The sequence below is a fragment of the Halobacteriovorax sp. YZS-3-1 genome, assembly GCF_047084945.1.
Taxonomy (GTDB): domain Bacteria; phylum Bdellovibrionota; class Bacteriovoracia; order Bacteriovoracales; family Bacteriovoracaceae; genus Halobacteriovorax_A; species Halobacteriovorax_A vibrionivorans.
In genome coordinates this window covers 266,366-281,684 of the sequence record NZ_JBKIYI010000002.1, presented here as the reverse complement: position 1 = coordinate 281,684, position 15,319 = coordinate 266,366, and the positions used below count along the sequence as shown (strand labels likewise).

Below are 15,319 nucleotides of genomic sequence, written 5' to 3'. Positions count from 1 at the left end.
AGAAAAAAACGGCCAAGAAAAAAGTTGCCAAAAAAGCAACGAAGAAAAAAACGGCCAAGAAAAAAGTTGCCAAAAAAGCAACGAAGAAAAAAACGGCTAAGAAAAAGGTAGCCAAAAAAGCTACTAAGAAAAAAACTGCAAAGAAAGTAGCCAAAAAAGCTACTAAGAAAAAAACTGCAAAAAAAGTAGCTAAAAAAGCGACAAAGAAAAAAACAGCTAAGAAAAAAGTTGCCAAAAAAACTACAAAGAAAGCAACAAAGAAAAAAACGGCTAAGAAAAAAGTAGCAAAAAAAGCAACGAAGAAAACTACGAAGAAAAAGACTGCTAAAAAAGCAACAAAAGCTTCTCCAAAGAAAAAACAAACAAAAGCAGAAAGAGAAGCGGCGGCAGCACTTTCTCGTGAAGAGGCCATTGCTAAATACAAAGCTGAGCATAAAGCTGAACTAGAAGCTCAATTAGCAGATTCACTTAAAGAATATGAAATTGAAGATAAACTAGCTGAAGCCGAAGAAGCAAAAGTTGAAACGATTGAAGAAGCAGAAGGTAGCGTTGCTCTTGAAGCGGCTGAAAATTACAACGATCCAGGCCCAAATCTTCAAGAAGAATATAACCCAGATGATGAGCAAGACGAAAAAGATGATATGAGTTTTGGTTGGGGTTATAACGATGCTTTTGACTCTCCAGAAGAGGAAGTATCAGCAGATGATCTAGATGAAGATGAGCGCTATGCACTTGGCCTAGAAACATCTGATGAAGATAAAGACGATTTATATTAAGATTTATTTACATCGATTATAAAATGATAAAAGCGGCTTCGGCCGCTTTTTCTGTTTGGGATAAAATTATGAAACTAGAACTATACTATTACGACTCATGTCCTTTTTGCCAAATTGTCCTTCAGGCAGTGAAAGAACTAGATATTAATCTAACTTATTGCGATATAATGAATGACACATCAGCTCTAGAAAGGCATATTAAGACTACAGGACGACGTACAGTTCCTTGCTTATACATTGATGGAGAACCAATGTTTGAGTCGCGAGATATCATCAACTGGTTAACGCAAAACAAAGAAAAACTAAAATAAGCTTGAGGTTAAATCCAAATGGAAGTTAGAGACCCGGTACATGGATCAATCCATATTTTAAAAGAAGAAGAACCTATTATTCGTGCAGACTTCTTCCAACGCCTTCGAAATATTAAGCAGCTAGGTTTTTCTGAATATATTTTTCCTGGCGCAACTCATACTCGCTTCATCCACTCAATAGGTGTGATGAGGATTGGAGAGATGGCCTTTGACCGTCTATTTAAAGGTGTCGAACTCACAAAAGAGCACTTAAGAATCAAAGAAACTTTTAAGCTAGCATGTCTTCTACATGATATTGGACATGCCCCTTTAAGTCACTCAACTGAAGTGGTTATGCCAAAGCTTAAAGACCTTAAAATACCAAAAGAGTACCTTGTAGCAAGAGACGTTAATAGTAACCGCCAGGCCACTCATGAAGATTATACAATTAAAGCAATTGCAGATAGCTCACTTGCTCATAGCCTAAGAGAAGTTGAAAAGACTTTTGGCGTTGAAAGAAAGTATATAGCAGACTTAATTCGCGGAGAAACAAGCGACCACGAATATTTCACAATAAATGGTATTAGCTACTTCCCACTTCTACATCAACTTGTTTCAAGTGAACTTGATTGTGACCGAATGGACTACCTTTTAAGAGACAGCTACTTCTGTGGAGTTAGCTACGGTTCCTACGATCTTGACTGGCTACTTGATAATCTCGAACCAGCTATTATCGATGGAAAAGCAAGCTTAGGTATTTCGGAAAGAGCAGTTATCACATTTGATGACTTTTTACTAAGCCGCTACCACATGTTTATTATGGTTTACTTCCACTACCGCGCTGTTTGTCTTGAAAAGCTTCTACAAAGATATTTTAAAACTTCACCATATGAGTATTTAATCCCTGCTGATATTGAAAAATATATTGAACACGATGATTACCATCTAATGAAGGTTCTTCGTCATTCAAACAATCCTTACGCGAAGGCCATTGTTAACAACCAAACTCCAGAAAAGATTTTTGAATCCTTTAATAGTTCACAACTAAAGACATTAGAGGAAGTTCAAAAGTACTTAGAATCCTTAAATATTGAAGTCATCCGCTCTTCTTCAACTGGCCGTCTATCGAAGTATTATGCAGCAGATAAGCCAAATAATAATGAATACACGATGAAAGTAGTAAGAAATTCAAAGATGGGTGGACGTACAGAATACTTCGATATCAATGAAGCGACGGATCTTTTCCACAAATTTCAAAAGTCACATGCTATTAATCGCCTCCACTGTGACCTTGGGATGCTAAGCAAAGCTAATTTAGACGAAATTAATAAAATAATTTCTGCAAATTAATCTTTGAAAGTTTTTACTTAACTCTTCATCCTCGTCTATAATAAGAGGATATGAATAAGTTTTCACTTTATGTGCTATTAATTTTGCTCTATTTAGGAATCTCTAAGAGCTTCTCTCCCTCTGAGAAGAAGACAATCTATATTCCGAATGCAAATGCTTTTGCCTCCATTTTTAAAGGCTCTCCTATTTCAGTAATTCTTGAAAAAGAATTCTCTACAGGTGCACTAATTAAAACTTATTATCATCAATATCAAATCATTCACGCCTTTAAAGCACCTCAAAGATATAATATTAGGATCTCAAGAGACTTTCATCTTGAGAATAAGAAAAATATTGGGATGTCTCTTTTTAGAAGATTTGAAAACGGTGAAATCTCAACAGTTCCCCTACCTCCTGGTTCAATCTACATTGGTTCCCCTGCATATGGTACATGGAGAACTTCAGGCTCTGGTCAAAAAGTATGGCGCTTTCATCGAACATACAAAAACTTTCCAATGATCTTTCGCTGGGGAGACTTTACACCAACTTACAGCTTCTATCGAAAAATGATAGCTTTAGAAAAACTTGATACTCCTTTCTACGGACTAAATGATGAGTTTGGAACAGATGGAAAAGTGACTCAAGAAAATTACAAGTTAAAGAAGAATGTCAAAAGAGAAACTAACTTCAAAGATATTTTAAAGAAATATACAAAAATACCTAAATGGGACCTCAAGAATGAATGAGCTTTATGATAAATTAATTATTCGAGTTATATTTGCGCTCCTTATTTGCTTTATTGTTTATATTTATAAGCAAGCGCACCTTATTCTCTATCCTTCAATAAAGCATCAAATTCTTAAGAAATTTGCTCCATCTAAAAATTCAACAGATACTATACATCTCTTTGGTCGAATCATCGGTATTGGAATTATCTATTCAAATATTGTCATTAATGTATCTGATGGAGTTTACTTCGCTCTTGGACAATTATTTCTTGAATCGATTATGGTCATCATTCTCTACCTTGCTTCTCTATATATTTTAGAGAGTATCGTTTTGTACAACTTTGAATACGCAGATGAAGTTCTTAGGCGTAAGAACTATGCTTATGCAATCATTTGTTTTTCTCATTCTATTTCATTAGCCTATATTCTAAAGACTGTTATTAAGGTTTCAAATAGTTCTCTTATTATGACTGTTTTTCTCTGGCTATTTGCCATTGTTCTCATCGGCTTTTGTTCAAAGACATTTCAGATCATATCCAAGCTTTCGTTTAATCGACTCCTAGTTCAAAAAAGCTTGGCGGTTGCAATTTCTTATATGGGCTTTATTTTAGGTTTATGCATTATTATATCTTCAGCATTAGACCATTCATTACAAGATATTAAATGGTATACGATTCAGGTAATCCTAAAAATTCTACTTTCTATTATCATTATTCCAATTATTAGAAAGGGCCTTATTTGGGTCTTCTCAATTCAAGATGACCTTCAGGTTAAGAAAGATGAAACAGAAGAGAAAAAACTGAATGTTGAACTCGGTTATGGAATTTATGAGGGTGCGATTCTCTTCACATCATGCTTCTTAACAACGGTTATCACTGGGAATATCTATTACGGAAATTTTTACCCGCTCTTCTAGCCACGGCCTCATTCTCTCATCTTTAAGGTTTTTTAACCGAAATGGTTGGTAGAATGAGGAGGATTTCGTGGATTTAAAATACTTTCAAATGCTAGATTTTATCAATACAAGGCTTACTAATATTGAACGTAACCTTGCAAAGGTAGATGAGAAACTAGATTTCTCAGTTGCATTACAAAGAAATCACTTAATTCGTGTCAAAAATGGTGAATTCATTGATGATAATATGATCTTAATGGGACTTCCATATAACGATCTCTCACCTCGTCGTGCACTTGAAATTTATGAAGATAAGGATATGGATTATATTCTTCTCGATATCACTTCTAAAGGTTATGACAAACCAATTGAATTAGAAGGTGCAATTCACATTCCTTACGAAGAATTAGATCACCGCTATGTTGAGATCACAAACAAAACAACACCAATTCTCGTTATTAGTGAAGACGGCCTTAAGTCTATACAAGCTTGTGAAAAGCTAGTTAAGAAAGGATTCTTCAACGTTAATAACATCTCTGGTGGCTATAAGTTTTGGCCAGCAAATCAAGGCTCTGTTGTTTTGAAAGTTGCCTAAATACGTCTAGAAATCGAGAGAAAGATTTAATTGGATACGAGATTCAAGTGTATCCCTTTCCACGTTATTAAGCTTGTCGTGCATATTATCGAGAGTCGATAAAATTCGCTCAAGTTCAACTTCACCAATACGTCTTGAATAATTATTCTCGATTAGCTCTAATACGTCATAAAGTGAAAACTTAAATTTCTCACCGTACTCCGTCAGATAAACTCTTTGCTCACGCTTATCAACTTCTGAAGACTTGCGAATAATGTAGCCACGTTTTTGTAATTCATTGAGATGGCTTGTCATAGTTTGTTTCTTTAAACCACAAGCTGCACCAATCTCTTTAATTGTTGGGCCTTCATTTTCACATGTATAAATAAGAATCTCGAGGAAACTAGGTCTTAGATCAGTAAAACCCTTATCCTGAAGATAAGATAAAATATGATTACTATAAATGCGATAGATTCTCTTAAGGAGACTACCAATTGCTGAAACGTTTTTCATTTCATACCTCGCTACAGCAATATTGTAGCGAGATCATTTCTCCATAGTCAAATATTAGTACTAAATTTAAATACGTTTTTAGAACGATCTTTCAAAGGCATGGATAAGATCATAAGGTACTGATTTTACAGCGGACATTTGCTGGGCAACTTCTTGCTGAATTTCACCATCTTGCATCATTCCATGGGTTGGTGAGTTAAGATCGGCCGTTTGGACATATTCAAAGTCAAGGCCCATCTGCCACATATCAGTTTTCAATCGATCAAATAATTCAAATTCTTCATTATGACCGAATGAATTGGCCATAACAGAACCCGATAAAATGCTAAGTAATGAGACAACTGTAAATAATTTGATCAACTTCTTTGCCATATTTGCTCCATATTGCTGCTTTCTTCAATATAGTTGCAGGATTAATGCCAAATCGAAGCTGATCTTAGAAAAACCTTCTCGTATTGGAAATTGAAGTCGCTACCCCGATACATATCCCAAAGGTTAATAATGAGGACCCACCATATGACATAAGAGGAAGTGGTAAACCTACAACCGGTAGTAATCCCATAACCATCCCCATATTGATAAAGGTGTGCCAAAAGAAAATACTCATAATTCCAATTATGGTGACGGATTCAAAGATCCTACTGACATTTACGGAGAGCCAGACAAATCGAAAAAAGAGAAAGAGGTATAAGCCAATCAGAAGTATCGCTCCAAAGAAGCCATGTTCTTCATTGTAGATTGAGAAAACAAAGTCAGTATGATTCTCAGGAAGATAATTAAGTGAAGCCTGAGAGGATTTTCTTAAACCTTTACCAAATATCTTTCCTGAACCAATAGCAATCTTTGATTGAATCGCATTGTAGCCTGTCCCCTTAGCATCGGCCGTAGGATTTAAGAAAGTTCTAATACGATTTCGCTGGTACTCTTTTAATCCAAATTGATACATCACTCCCCCACTAAGAACTCCAACAAGTCCCAAGATAAGAAGTGTTTTCCATTTGAGTTTTCTAAAGAAAACCATTGTTGCAAATATAAGAAGAACAAGAAGTCCTGTTCCAAGGTCTGGCTCCACAACAATTAGAATGGTCGGAATAATGGCAAGGATTGCAGGTTTAATAAGATCCTTTAATCCAAGTTCAATATCAGGAGCGTAATTTCTAAAATAACGGGCCAAAATAAAGATCACTGAAATCTTCATAAATTCTGAAGGCTGAATTCTAATAGGCCCTATTAATAGCCATCGTCTTGCCCCCATTCCCTTATGACCGAGAACTAGTACTAAGACTAATAAGAGAATATTAAATAAATAGATCGGCCAAGCGAAACGATATAGGTTTTGTGGATTAATAAAGCTAATAACAAAGGCAACAACAATTGAAAGTGCATACCAACCTAATTGAACTTTAAATAAGTTTGCATGAGCTGTACTGGCCGAAGCATGAGTTGCAGAATAGAGGTTTAGAATTCCAAAGAAAAAGATTACAAAACTCAAAAGAAAAAATGAGAAGTCATATCTTTTAAAAAATTCTTTGATATTAGATAAATCCATTATTAATCCTCTTCGCGTCCATTTTCTTCAGACTCTGAAGCTTGTTCTTCTTTCTTTTCTTTCTCTTCTTTTAATCGTTGAGCTTCTTCTCTCTTACGTCTTCTTTCTGCAAAGTATTTCTTCATAATGGCACGATCTTCTTTTGCATAAATTTGATGAAGATCTGGCATATACTTTTTCATATAAGTCGTAAGAACATCTCGAACAATTGGGCCAGCTGCACCTGAACCGGAACATCCGTGTTCAACAACAGCAGCAACTGCAACTCTTGGATTCTCATATGGTGCAAAGGCCACAAATAGACCGTGGTGTCTTTGGTTATATGGTTTTTCACTACACTTAGAAAATAGCTCTGATGTCGTCATTGAAATAACTTGAGAAGTACCAGACTTTCCGGCCATTTTAATACCTGTACCTCGTACCCACCAACCTGTTCCTTTTGGGTGATTGGCAACTTCGTATAGGCCTTGTCTGATGTCGACAAAAGTTTGCTCACTAATGTCGGCCGTTTGAATGAGCTCTTCTTTATAACTTTTAATAATGTCACCTTTATTATTAAAAACTTCTCTAACAATTTGCGGTTTAAATACTTTCCCACCATTTGCAATGGCAGCATAAGAAACGGCCAATTGTAGAGGTGTTGCAAGAACATATGATTGACCGATTACACAACTTACGGTTTCACCGTCTTGCCACTTCTCACCAAAACGTTTCTCCTTCCATTCTCTAGTTGGAATAAGGCCAGTTGTTTCGCGAGGTAGAGCAATTCCTGTCTTTTCACCAAGTCCGAACATACGAGCATACTTTGCAAGGATATCAATATCCAGTTCAACAGCGATCTTATAATAGTAAACATCAACAGAGCGACGTAATGACTTATACAGATTTGTAATCCCGTGTCCAGATCGCTTCCAATCATTATAAGTACGACGTCCTAATCTGAAGCGAGGGCCACACATTATTTCATCTTTTGCTTTTATAATTCCCTCTTCGAGAGCAGCAATTCCTGTAAAAGTTTTAAAAGTTGAACCTGGAGCGTAGTGATCCTGAATTGTACGATCTCTTAGAGGACGATCAGGATTATTAATTAGCGAGTTCCAATACTCTGATGTTAATCCTTTAGAAAATTGTCCTGGGTCAAAAGAAGGACGTGATACCATTGTTAAAACTTCACCATTTCTAACGTCTACTGCTACAACCCCACCAACCTTTTCCTCAAGGGCCTTGTAAGCAGTAATTTGCATATCACGATCGATTGTTAATCTTAAATTATTTCCTGGTCTAGCTTTCTTATTTTGAATACCGGCCAAAAGATTACTCGTACCAATTGAGCGACGCATACGTCCTCTGGCATCGACTTCCATAATTTGGTATCCGTCTTCACCACGTAAATAGCGATCAAAACGTTCTTCAATTCCGGCTTGTCCGATAAAGTCACCTAGCTTGTAATCAATATTATCTCTTTTACGATACCTTGGTAATTGGTTTTGAGAGATCTCACCAATATAGCCAAGTAAGTGTGAGCCAACTTCTTTATCTCGATATTCACGTGAAATAAATGTTTCGACCTGCACACCTGGAAGCTTTTCATTTTCAGTTTCGACAATGGCCACTTCTTTATTTGAAATATTCTTTTTAATTCTTACGGGACGGTATCTTGCTTGGCCACGATACTTCTTTAACGTTTTATAAATATCTTTCTCATCCATCTCAAGAATTTTTGAAAGCTTCTTTATAGTCTCTTTCTTATTCGTTAAATATTGAGGAATAATAACGAGGTCAAAACGAGGAACGTTATCAACAAGAAGTTGATTATTACGAGAAAAAATCATCCCCCTTGGTGCTTTAACTGTCTCTTTTCTTAAGCGGTTTTGAATCGAATATTGATACAACAGGTCCCCTTGATATATCTGTAAATACCAAAGGCGAATTAAGATAATCGCAAAAGCTAAAGTAATTAATGTAAATAGAATATCCGCTCGTGTCTTATGGGAGCGAACTACTTCTTCTTCAGCAAACATTAAACATTACTTCCCATAAGGCCTTCACCTTTCGTCTTCCATACCTTATCAAGTAAAGAGAAGAAAACTGGTGCCAATAAAGATAAAATTATACTCTCTGGAATAAAACGCCAAAACTTCTGAACAATATAATCAAAACTATCAAACTTTAAATACAGTAGTGATGAACTGATTAAGAACCAAAGAATTTGAAATATAAATGTTGTCAGCATCGTAATGAAGCTACTTGTAAAATGAAGTAGATCTCTTAAATATGCAATGACGATACAAATAAGAACACCTGCAATAGTCCCATACTCCCAACCTTCAATTGAGAAGAGTGAATGAACTAATTGAAGAGAGAGAATTATAAGAGCTAAGTAAGGAGTTTCTAATTTAAACCCAACATAGAGAACAATTAAGATATTAAATGGAATCATGTACTTATTAAGTCCAAATAAAGGAAGAAAGGCACTTGCCAAAACCTCTAAGACAATAAGGATTAAAACCGTAATTAATAAACGAATTGGGATATCTGATGACTTAATCATTTGTCATCTCCTTGTTCAGCGTTATTCTCTAGAGCTTGCCACTCCACTCTCTTTCTTTCTTGATCTTTCGTCGTTACAAGAACTGCAACTTCTTCAAGCTTTGAAAAATCAACCGCAGGAGTTACTTCAAGGTGCTGAGTAATCCCATAACTTTCACGTTCAATTTTTGTAATTCTTCCAACAGGAATACCTTTTGGATAAATATTTCCAAGACCAGAAGTGATAACAAGATCATTTAGGCGAACAGGATCAGTACGAACGACATACTTCATCACTGTTCTCCAGCCAGAATAACCTTCAAGTATTCCATAAGACCTTGTACGATTTACAATAACATCAACGCGATTACTTGGATCAAGGATCGTTAAAATATCAGCGAAGTGATCTGTTAGACGGTATACATAACCAACAACACCTTCTGAGGTAACAACTGTTGACTGAAGTTTAATACCATCTTCAACACCTTTATTAATACGAATTACACGAAAGTCACTCGACGAGTCCCAGGCCACAACCTGAGCAGAGATCATTTCATGTTTTATCTTTTCTCCAAAATTTAAGATATCTCTTAAACGTCGATTTTCTTGCTCTAATTGCTTTAGTGCAAAAACCTCTTGCTTCAAGGCACCGATTTTTTCTTTCAGTGCAACATTTTCTTTCGACGCATTAACATTGAGCATATAATCTTCAAAAAAAGACGCGACATTTCCATATGCGTTGGAAATCCCTCTTTGAAGAGGTGCTAGTGTATCCATCATTACATTCTCGAAAATAGAGGCTTCTTTATAAGGGGCCTTACGTTTTGACACGCCGTAAAATGCAAGTGATAAGACAACGAGATTAATGATTAATTTGGTTCGAGATCCTTCCGATGCGATCAGCTTCATTCTAATCCTAAGTTGCTAATTTTTTTTATATTAAAATCGTACACAGGATTATTTAAACTGCCAATAATCTTTACGACCCACCTTATTTAAGTGATAATATCGGAAATCAAAAATTACATGGAGTGGTATAATGTCATCTAGTTTTCAGAAAAAATCATCGCAGATATTCCTGACTCTTTTTATCGGGATTATTGTAATTTCATTTATGGTTTCAGGACCAATGTTTAATACTGGTACACCTGATTCAATAGGAAGTGTTGCTGGTCATGATATAAAAGTTCGTGAATTCAATGCTGAAGTTCAAAGACAATCTGAGTTCTACGCAAATATTCTAAATGGTGGACAACCATTAACATCACAACAAATGTCTCAATATAAAGTTTATGACAATGCTATTAGAAACCTTGTTTTTCAAAAGCTAAGAATTGTTGTTGCTGATGATCTAGGAATTGTTGTTTCAAATGAAGAAGTTATCAACGATATTCAAAACCAGCCATATTTCCAAACAAATAAGCAATTTGATATCACAAAGTATAAAGCACTACTTTCATACAATAAATTCACTCCTGAAGATTATGAGAATGAAACGAAAGATCGTGTGGCCCTAAGAAGACTACAAAATATCGTTCAACACGTTCCTCTATCAAAAGGACTAGAAAACGAATTAAATGAATTATACCAAGACCAAAGAAATGCAAAAATTATTTCTTTAAAGCATAGTGAAGTTAGAAAGCTTGTTAATGTTTCAGATAAAGAGATTACTAAGTTTTTAAGCAATGAAGAAAATAAGTCAAAAGTTGAAGCTCTTTTCAATGAAAAGAAGCCTGTTCTTTCAACTCCTGAACAAGTAAGAACAAGACACATCCTTATTACTGTTGATGAAGGTAATGAAGAAGAAGCTCTTAAGCAGGCAAAGAAGATTAGAAAGGAAGTTAATCCTAAAAACTTCGTTCGTCTTGCTAAGAAGTATACTCAAGAACCACAAGGTAAAGAAAATGGTGGTGATCTTAATTGGGTAAAGCGCGGTCAAATGGTACCAGAATTTGAAAAAGCAGCCTTTGCTTTAAAAGAGGGTGAAATCTCTGAGCCAGTTAAAACATCATATGGTTATCATATTATCTATGCTCAAGATCGCAAAGATGCAGTCGTTGCTAAACTTGAAAATCATGAAAGAAGTCTTGCAAAAGAAATCTTACAAAAAGAAATCGATATAAAAGACATGGTGGCCAAGGCAACTAATGAGATTAAAAATGCAGCTGGAAGCGGTAAAGCTCTTAGTCGTTTAAAGAAAAAGTACAACTTAACTGTTAAAGATCAAAATATTAATAAGCTTGAAGGTGCCGGTCCAACAGGTGCATTAGATGAGAAGCAAACAGCTGAGATCTTCTCAAAAGAGAGCGGATTATTCACTTTTGATGAAGCAACACAAACAACAATTGTTGCGACCAAACCAGCTGATGAAAAAGATGTAAAATCTTATAATATTGAAGGTCTTACAAATATTAGTTCTCAACAAATGATAAAAAATCTGCTAGATAACTTAAGCAAAGAATATACTTTTAAACAAAATAAATACGCTCAATTACCACAGTAATTATAGAATTTTTGGAGAAGCGAGATGGCCGATAAAAGCGCAAAATTTGATCAGAATGTAGATGGCAAATTCTATGTTGATGACCAATGCATCGCCTGTGATGCTTGCGTGATGGAGGCCCCTCGCTTCTTTGAAATGAATGATGATGAAGGACACGCCTTCGTAAAACTCCAGCCAACAAACGATGCTGAATTAGAAGAATGTATCTCTGCCCTTGAAGCATGCCCAGTTGAGGCCATTGGAGATGATGGTTAAACCTCATTTTCTTTGCAATTTCAAACCCTTAGCTCTCTTCTAACTAGTTAAAATCACATTAAATTTATCTAAAGCTTCTACCTCAAATAACCGAGTAGTATAATATGGTTATGAGGAAAACTCTTACGCTATTCACACTCTTGTCTCTGACAACGGCCCTTGCAAATGACAATGGAGAGGCCCAGTATCTACAAGTTATCAGTAGTAAAAATCCTCTTTTTAAAAGTGCTATGCAAGTTGAAGGCGTTCGAGAAATGTATTCAGAGTGTTATCAAATTGATGCGCAAAATGGAAAGCTTGAAGATGGCGACAATAAATTAAGTAATTGTTTATGGGATCGCATCAAAGCGGATGAAGGTATTAAAGAAAAAGTCATGAAGCTTGTTAATGAGCAAAGTGGCGAGGAAGGTACTGGACGCTATCGCACGACCATGGAAACGACAAAGAAACAGTCGGCAGGATTAAAAGGCCTAAAGGAATTTTTCCAAAAACGCCTTGAAGAGGCCCTTTACGGTGAGTATCAAAGTGATAAAGGCCGGTTTGAAAAAATCGCTGATCAAAGAACCTTCTTTGAACTCTATAAAACTCAACTTGGTAAAAATATTATTGCATCAATGACATCATATTGTATTGAGACTGGGCCATACGCTACAGAGATACAGCAAACAGGAATACCTGCATATCCTCTTATTCATTTTAGTGATGAAAAAGCGAGTGGTGATAAGAATAAAAATATCGCAAGTCTTAATAAGCAAGACATCGAAAAAGGTGCATATTCAAATTGGGAACGATGTATTCAAAACCTACCTGTAATTTGTGCTATTGGCTCGAGTGCTAATAAAGGTGAAGTTACCTATAAGAAATATGATGTTTCAACAAAGAAACAAAAAGATTCAAAGAAGTATTCAGATATTCTTGGCTCATGTGAAGACCGCATGAAGAAGGGAAAAGACCCTACAGCAGATGAAACTGAAACATGTGAAAAAATTGTCGATAACTCTAATATGAGGGCCTGCCAGGTTGTTCAATATATTGAACTAGCTAAGCAAAGTCTTCTTAAAACAGATGATATCGTTGCCAAACTCGATAAGAAATCCGGAATGGCCGGAATTCAAAATGTTGAATTCTATGACTCAACTAAGAATCAAGACGAGAGTATCAATGCTCTAACGACGATTTCTTCAGGTGAGGCCCTTGAGGCCCTATCAGAAGGCCACAAGCAAGATGTTGCAAAAATGGAAGAGTGCTATAAAGACGGAGCAATTGTTGATGCTGAAGCTTGTAGTCAATACTTAGCAACAGACAAAGAAGAACAATACGCACTCCTAGGTGAGCTAAAAATCCAACAAGAAGCGACTCTTGAAAAGTTAAAAAATAGTGAAAACGATCCAGAAGAGATCGCAAAGATCCTAATTGAAGAAGGTTATACAGAAACGCAGGCCCAAGAACTTGCAACAATTCAAGGTGTAAAAGAGCAAGTTGAGAGTCGTTATCAAGCAAAGAAAGATGCCATCCTTGCTTCTTTAAGAGAAGAGATTGAAGCCCATACAACAACAGGTGATGAGTTTGATGCTAATAATGCCCAGGATGTTGAAAAGATCGCAAAGATTGCTAAAGAAATTGAATCACGACCAGAGAACTTTTCAAAGCTAGTTCACTATAACAATATCATTTCATCATTTCTTGAGGTTTCTAGTACTGGCGAAGATGGTGAAGAAGTTAAAAACCGAAACACCGCTTCCCTATCAGCTGAAATGAAAAATTCATTTCTATCTGAAGAAAATAAGCAGAAATATGAAGAGATGAACGTAAATTTAGCAACACTTGGCTATTCAGAGGATCAGCTTGGGGAGAGATTTGCTCAGGCAGGAATTGATTACTCTGAAGCTCCTAATGACGATACAACTGTAGAGTTGGAAGATATCAATAAACTGATCTTTAGTTTATTTGATGGCGCCGAGAATATTCAAGAGAAATAAAATAAGAGATAGATTTTCTTTGTGGAGTATTGGCTTATTTTCACGAAGTGAAAATGTTGCTTTTTCTTTGAGAGGGATTTGGCTCATTTTCACTTCGTGAAAATGTCGGTTTTTCTTTACGGGGGATTTGGCTTATTTTAGCTACGCTAAAATGTCGCTTTTTCTTTGCGTTTTCTTTCCCATTGCTCCAGAGGCAACAAAGCCGGGCTTGAACCCGGCTTGTTGAATTAGTTTAATTTCTTTTGCATGGGGAGCTGGCATAGCGTCCAATAGTTTGCCTTTGGGCAAACAATGACGCTATTCCTCATCCATAATAGCTTTAACAGATGACTTTGTTTCGAAGGCGATGTCTTGATCATCTTCTGCATCAATATCATCAACTTCATCAAAGCTTTCATCTGCTTCAATATCCATCTCACGAAGAACATCAACGAAAGACTTATCATCAGCAAGATCTTTTAAAACCTCGTCGATAACTTTTACTGGATATTTAGAAGTGATCTCACGAACAAACTTCTGTAGCATTCCTTCTTCAAGGATTGTTATTTTGTTTTTAATTTCTTTCCAATAACCAATATAGTGAAGACGACAGTATCCAGCCGTTGTAGCTGGATTATCACATCCTTTAGCTAGACAATCATCAGTATCACCTAGGAAATAATCTAAATTATCGGCCATATCAAATACTTGTTCAATACGATCTTCTTCAGCTTCTTTCTTTTCTTCAGCTTTTGTTTTCTTCTTGGCCTTTGGTGCAGGCTTCTTCTCTTCAACGACTTCCTCAACTACTTCTTCTTCAGTAAATAGTTCCGGCTGCTCTTCAACTGCCTCAACTACTTCTTCCTTCTTTGCTTTAGCTTTTGAAGTTTTCTTTTTAGGTGTCGCTTCAGCCTTTTTTGCTACTTTATTTTCTGCCTTCTTCTTAACTGAAGAAGCGGCTTTTTTAGCTGTCTTCTTCTTTGTTGAAGAAGTTGCTGCTTTTTTAGCCACTTTTTTCGCAGTCTTTTTCTTCGTAGTTTTCTTTGCTACTTTTTTAGCCGCTTTTTTCGCAGTCTTTTTCTTCGTAGTCTTCTTTGCTACTTTTTTAGCCGCTTTTTTCGCAGTCTTTTTCTTCGTAGTTTTCTTTGCTACTTTTTTAGCCGCTTTTTTTGCAGTCTTTTTCTTTGCTACCTTCTTCTTTGCAGAAGAAGTAGCCGCTTTTTTTGCAGTCTTTTTCTTCGTAGTTTTCTTTGCTACCTTCTTCTTTGCAGAAGAAGTAGCCGCTTTTTTTGCAGTCTTTTTCTTCGTAGTTTTCTTTGCTACTTTTTTAGCCGCTTTTTTCGCAGTTTTCTTCTTAGTAGTTTTCTTTTTGGCCATGCCTACTTTCTCCAAGATTTTCTTTAACATAACAAGTTAAAAC

General features: G+C 36.0%; 16 protein-coding genes. 9 read left to right on the top strand and 7 right to left on the bottom strand.

Annotated features, from left to right (window positions below; genetic code table 11):
- The 6 genes from ACMAZI_RS11310 to ACMAZI_RS11285 all read left to right on the top strand — a co-directional run.
- The coding region (locus ACMAZI_RS11310) for a histone protein (protein ID WP_412475125.1) at window positions 1-776 on the top strand (776 nt) is incomplete at its 5' end.
- Window positions 777-844: 68 nt separating this feature from the next.
- A complete protein-coding gene (locus tag ACMAZI_RS11305; protein ID WP_158536864.1) occupies window positions 845-1,087 on the top strand; it encodes a glutaredoxin family protein in 243 nt (80 codons plus the stop codon).
- 18 nt (window positions 1,088-1,105) lie between these two features.
- Complete coding sequence (locus ACMAZI_RS11300; protein ID WP_412474111.1) at window positions 1,106-2,416, top strand: HD domain-containing protein; 1,311 nt, start codon at window positions 1,106-1,108, stop codon at window positions 2,414-2,416.
- Between the two features lie 50 nt (window positions 2,417-2,466).
- Window positions 2,467-3,141 carry a hypothetical protein gene (locus ACMAZI_RS11295; protein ID WP_115361772.1) on the top strand — a complete coding sequence of 225 codons (675 nt, stop codon included), beginning with the start codon at window positions 2,467-2,469 and terminating at the stop codon, window positions 3,139-3,141.
- Window positions 3,134-4,039, top strand: coding sequence for a hypothetical protein (locus ACMAZI_RS11290; RefSeq protein WP_115361774.1), 906 nt, complete (start codon window positions 3,134-3,136; stop codon window positions 4,037-4,039). Before ACMAZI_RS11295 ends, ACMAZI_RS11290 begins: the two co-directional genes overlap by 8 nt.
- A gap of 67 nt (window positions 4,040-4,106) precedes the next feature.
- The gene (locus ACMAZI_RS11285; protein WP_115361776.1) at window positions 4,107-4,613 is read left to right on the top strand and encodes a rhodanese-like domain-containing protein; all 507 of its coding nucleotides are present in this window, start codon (window positions 4,107-4,109) and stop codon (window positions 4,611-4,613) included.
- Window positions 4,614-4,619: 6 nt separating this feature from the next.
- Here the strand turns inward: ACMAZI_RS11285 and ACMAZI_RS11280 are convergent, their stop codons facing one another.
- From ACMAZI_RS11280 to mreC, 6 genes are all read right to left on the bottom strand, one after another.
- On the bottom strand, window positions 4,620-5,105 hold the full coding sequence (locus tag ACMAZI_RS11280; RefSeq protein ID WP_115361778.1) for a MarR family winged helix-turn-helix transcriptional regulator: 486 nt from the start codon (window positions 5,103-5,105) through the stop codon (window positions 4,620-4,622).
- A gap of 78 nt (window positions 5,106-5,183) precedes the next feature.
- On the bottom strand, window positions 5,184-5,477 hold the full coding sequence (locus ACMAZI_RS11275; protein ID WP_115361780.1) for a hypothetical protein: 294 nt from the start codon (window positions 5,475-5,477) through the stop codon (window positions 5,184-5,186).
- A 64-nt stretch (window positions 5,478-5,541) separates the two neighbouring features.
- Window positions 5,542-6,654, bottom strand: a complete 1,113-nt coding sequence (gene rodA / locus ACMAZI_RS11270; RefSeq protein WP_115361782.1) for a rod shape-determining protein RodA — start codon at window positions 6,652-6,654, stop codon at window positions 5,542-5,544.
- A 2-nt stretch (window positions 6,655-6,656) separates the two neighbouring features.
- On the bottom strand, window positions 6,657-8,675 hold the full coding sequence (gene mrdA, locus ACMAZI_RS11265) for a penicillin-binding protein 2 (protein WP_334678831.1): 2,019 nt from the start codon (window positions 8,673-8,675) through the stop codon (window positions 6,657-6,659).
- Window positions 8,675-9,205 carry a hypothetical protein gene (locus ACMAZI_RS11260; RefSeq protein WP_115361785.1) on the bottom strand — a complete coding sequence of 177 codons (531 nt, stop codon included), beginning with the start codon at window positions 9,203-9,205 and terminating at the stop codon, window positions 8,675-8,677. Before ACMAZI_RS11260 ends, mrdA begins: the two co-directional genes overlap by 1 nt.
- Entirely contained in the window at window positions 9,202-10,092 is an 891-nt protein-coding gene (gene mreC / locus ACMAZI_RS11255) for a rod shape-determining protein MreC (protein ID WP_115361788.1), read from the bottom strand. Before mreC ends, ACMAZI_RS11260 begins: the two co-directional genes overlap by 4 nt.
- Window positions 10,093-10,222: 130 nt before the next feature.
- On the opposite strand from mreC, the gene ACMAZI_RS11250 reads away from it, so the two are divergent.
- From ACMAZI_RS11250 to ACMAZI_RS11240, 3 genes are all read left to right on the top strand, one after another.
- Window positions 10,223-11,686 carry a SurA N-terminal domain-containing protein gene (locus ACMAZI_RS11250; protein ID WP_412474110.1) on the top strand — a complete coding sequence of 488 codons (1,464 nt, stop codon included), beginning with the start codon at window positions 10,223-10,225 and terminating at the stop codon, window positions 11,684-11,686.
- 24 nt (window positions 11,687-11,710) lie between these two features.
- Window positions 11,711-11,941 carry a ferredoxin gene (locus ACMAZI_RS11245; protein ID WP_115361792.1) on the top strand — a complete coding sequence of 77 codons (231 nt, stop codon included), beginning with the start codon at window positions 11,711-11,713 and terminating at the stop codon, window positions 11,939-11,941.
- Between the two features lie 110 nt (window positions 11,942-12,051).
- On the top strand, window positions 12,052-13,920 hold the full coding sequence (locus tag ACMAZI_RS11240) for a hypothetical protein (protein WP_412474109.1): 1,869 nt from the start codon (window positions 12,052-12,054) through the stop codon (window positions 13,918-13,920).
- Window positions 13,921-14,217: 297 nt separating this feature from the next.
- Here the strand turns inward: ACMAZI_RS11240 and ACMAZI_RS11235 are convergent, their stop codons facing one another.
- Window positions 14,218-15,276 carry a hypothetical protein gene (locus ACMAZI_RS11235; RefSeq protein ID WP_199506639.1) on the bottom strand — a complete coding sequence of 353 codons (1,059 nt, stop codon included), beginning with the start codon at window positions 15,274-15,276 and terminating at the stop codon, window positions 14,218-14,220.
- Window positions 15,277-15,319 lie beyond the last annotated feature (43 nt).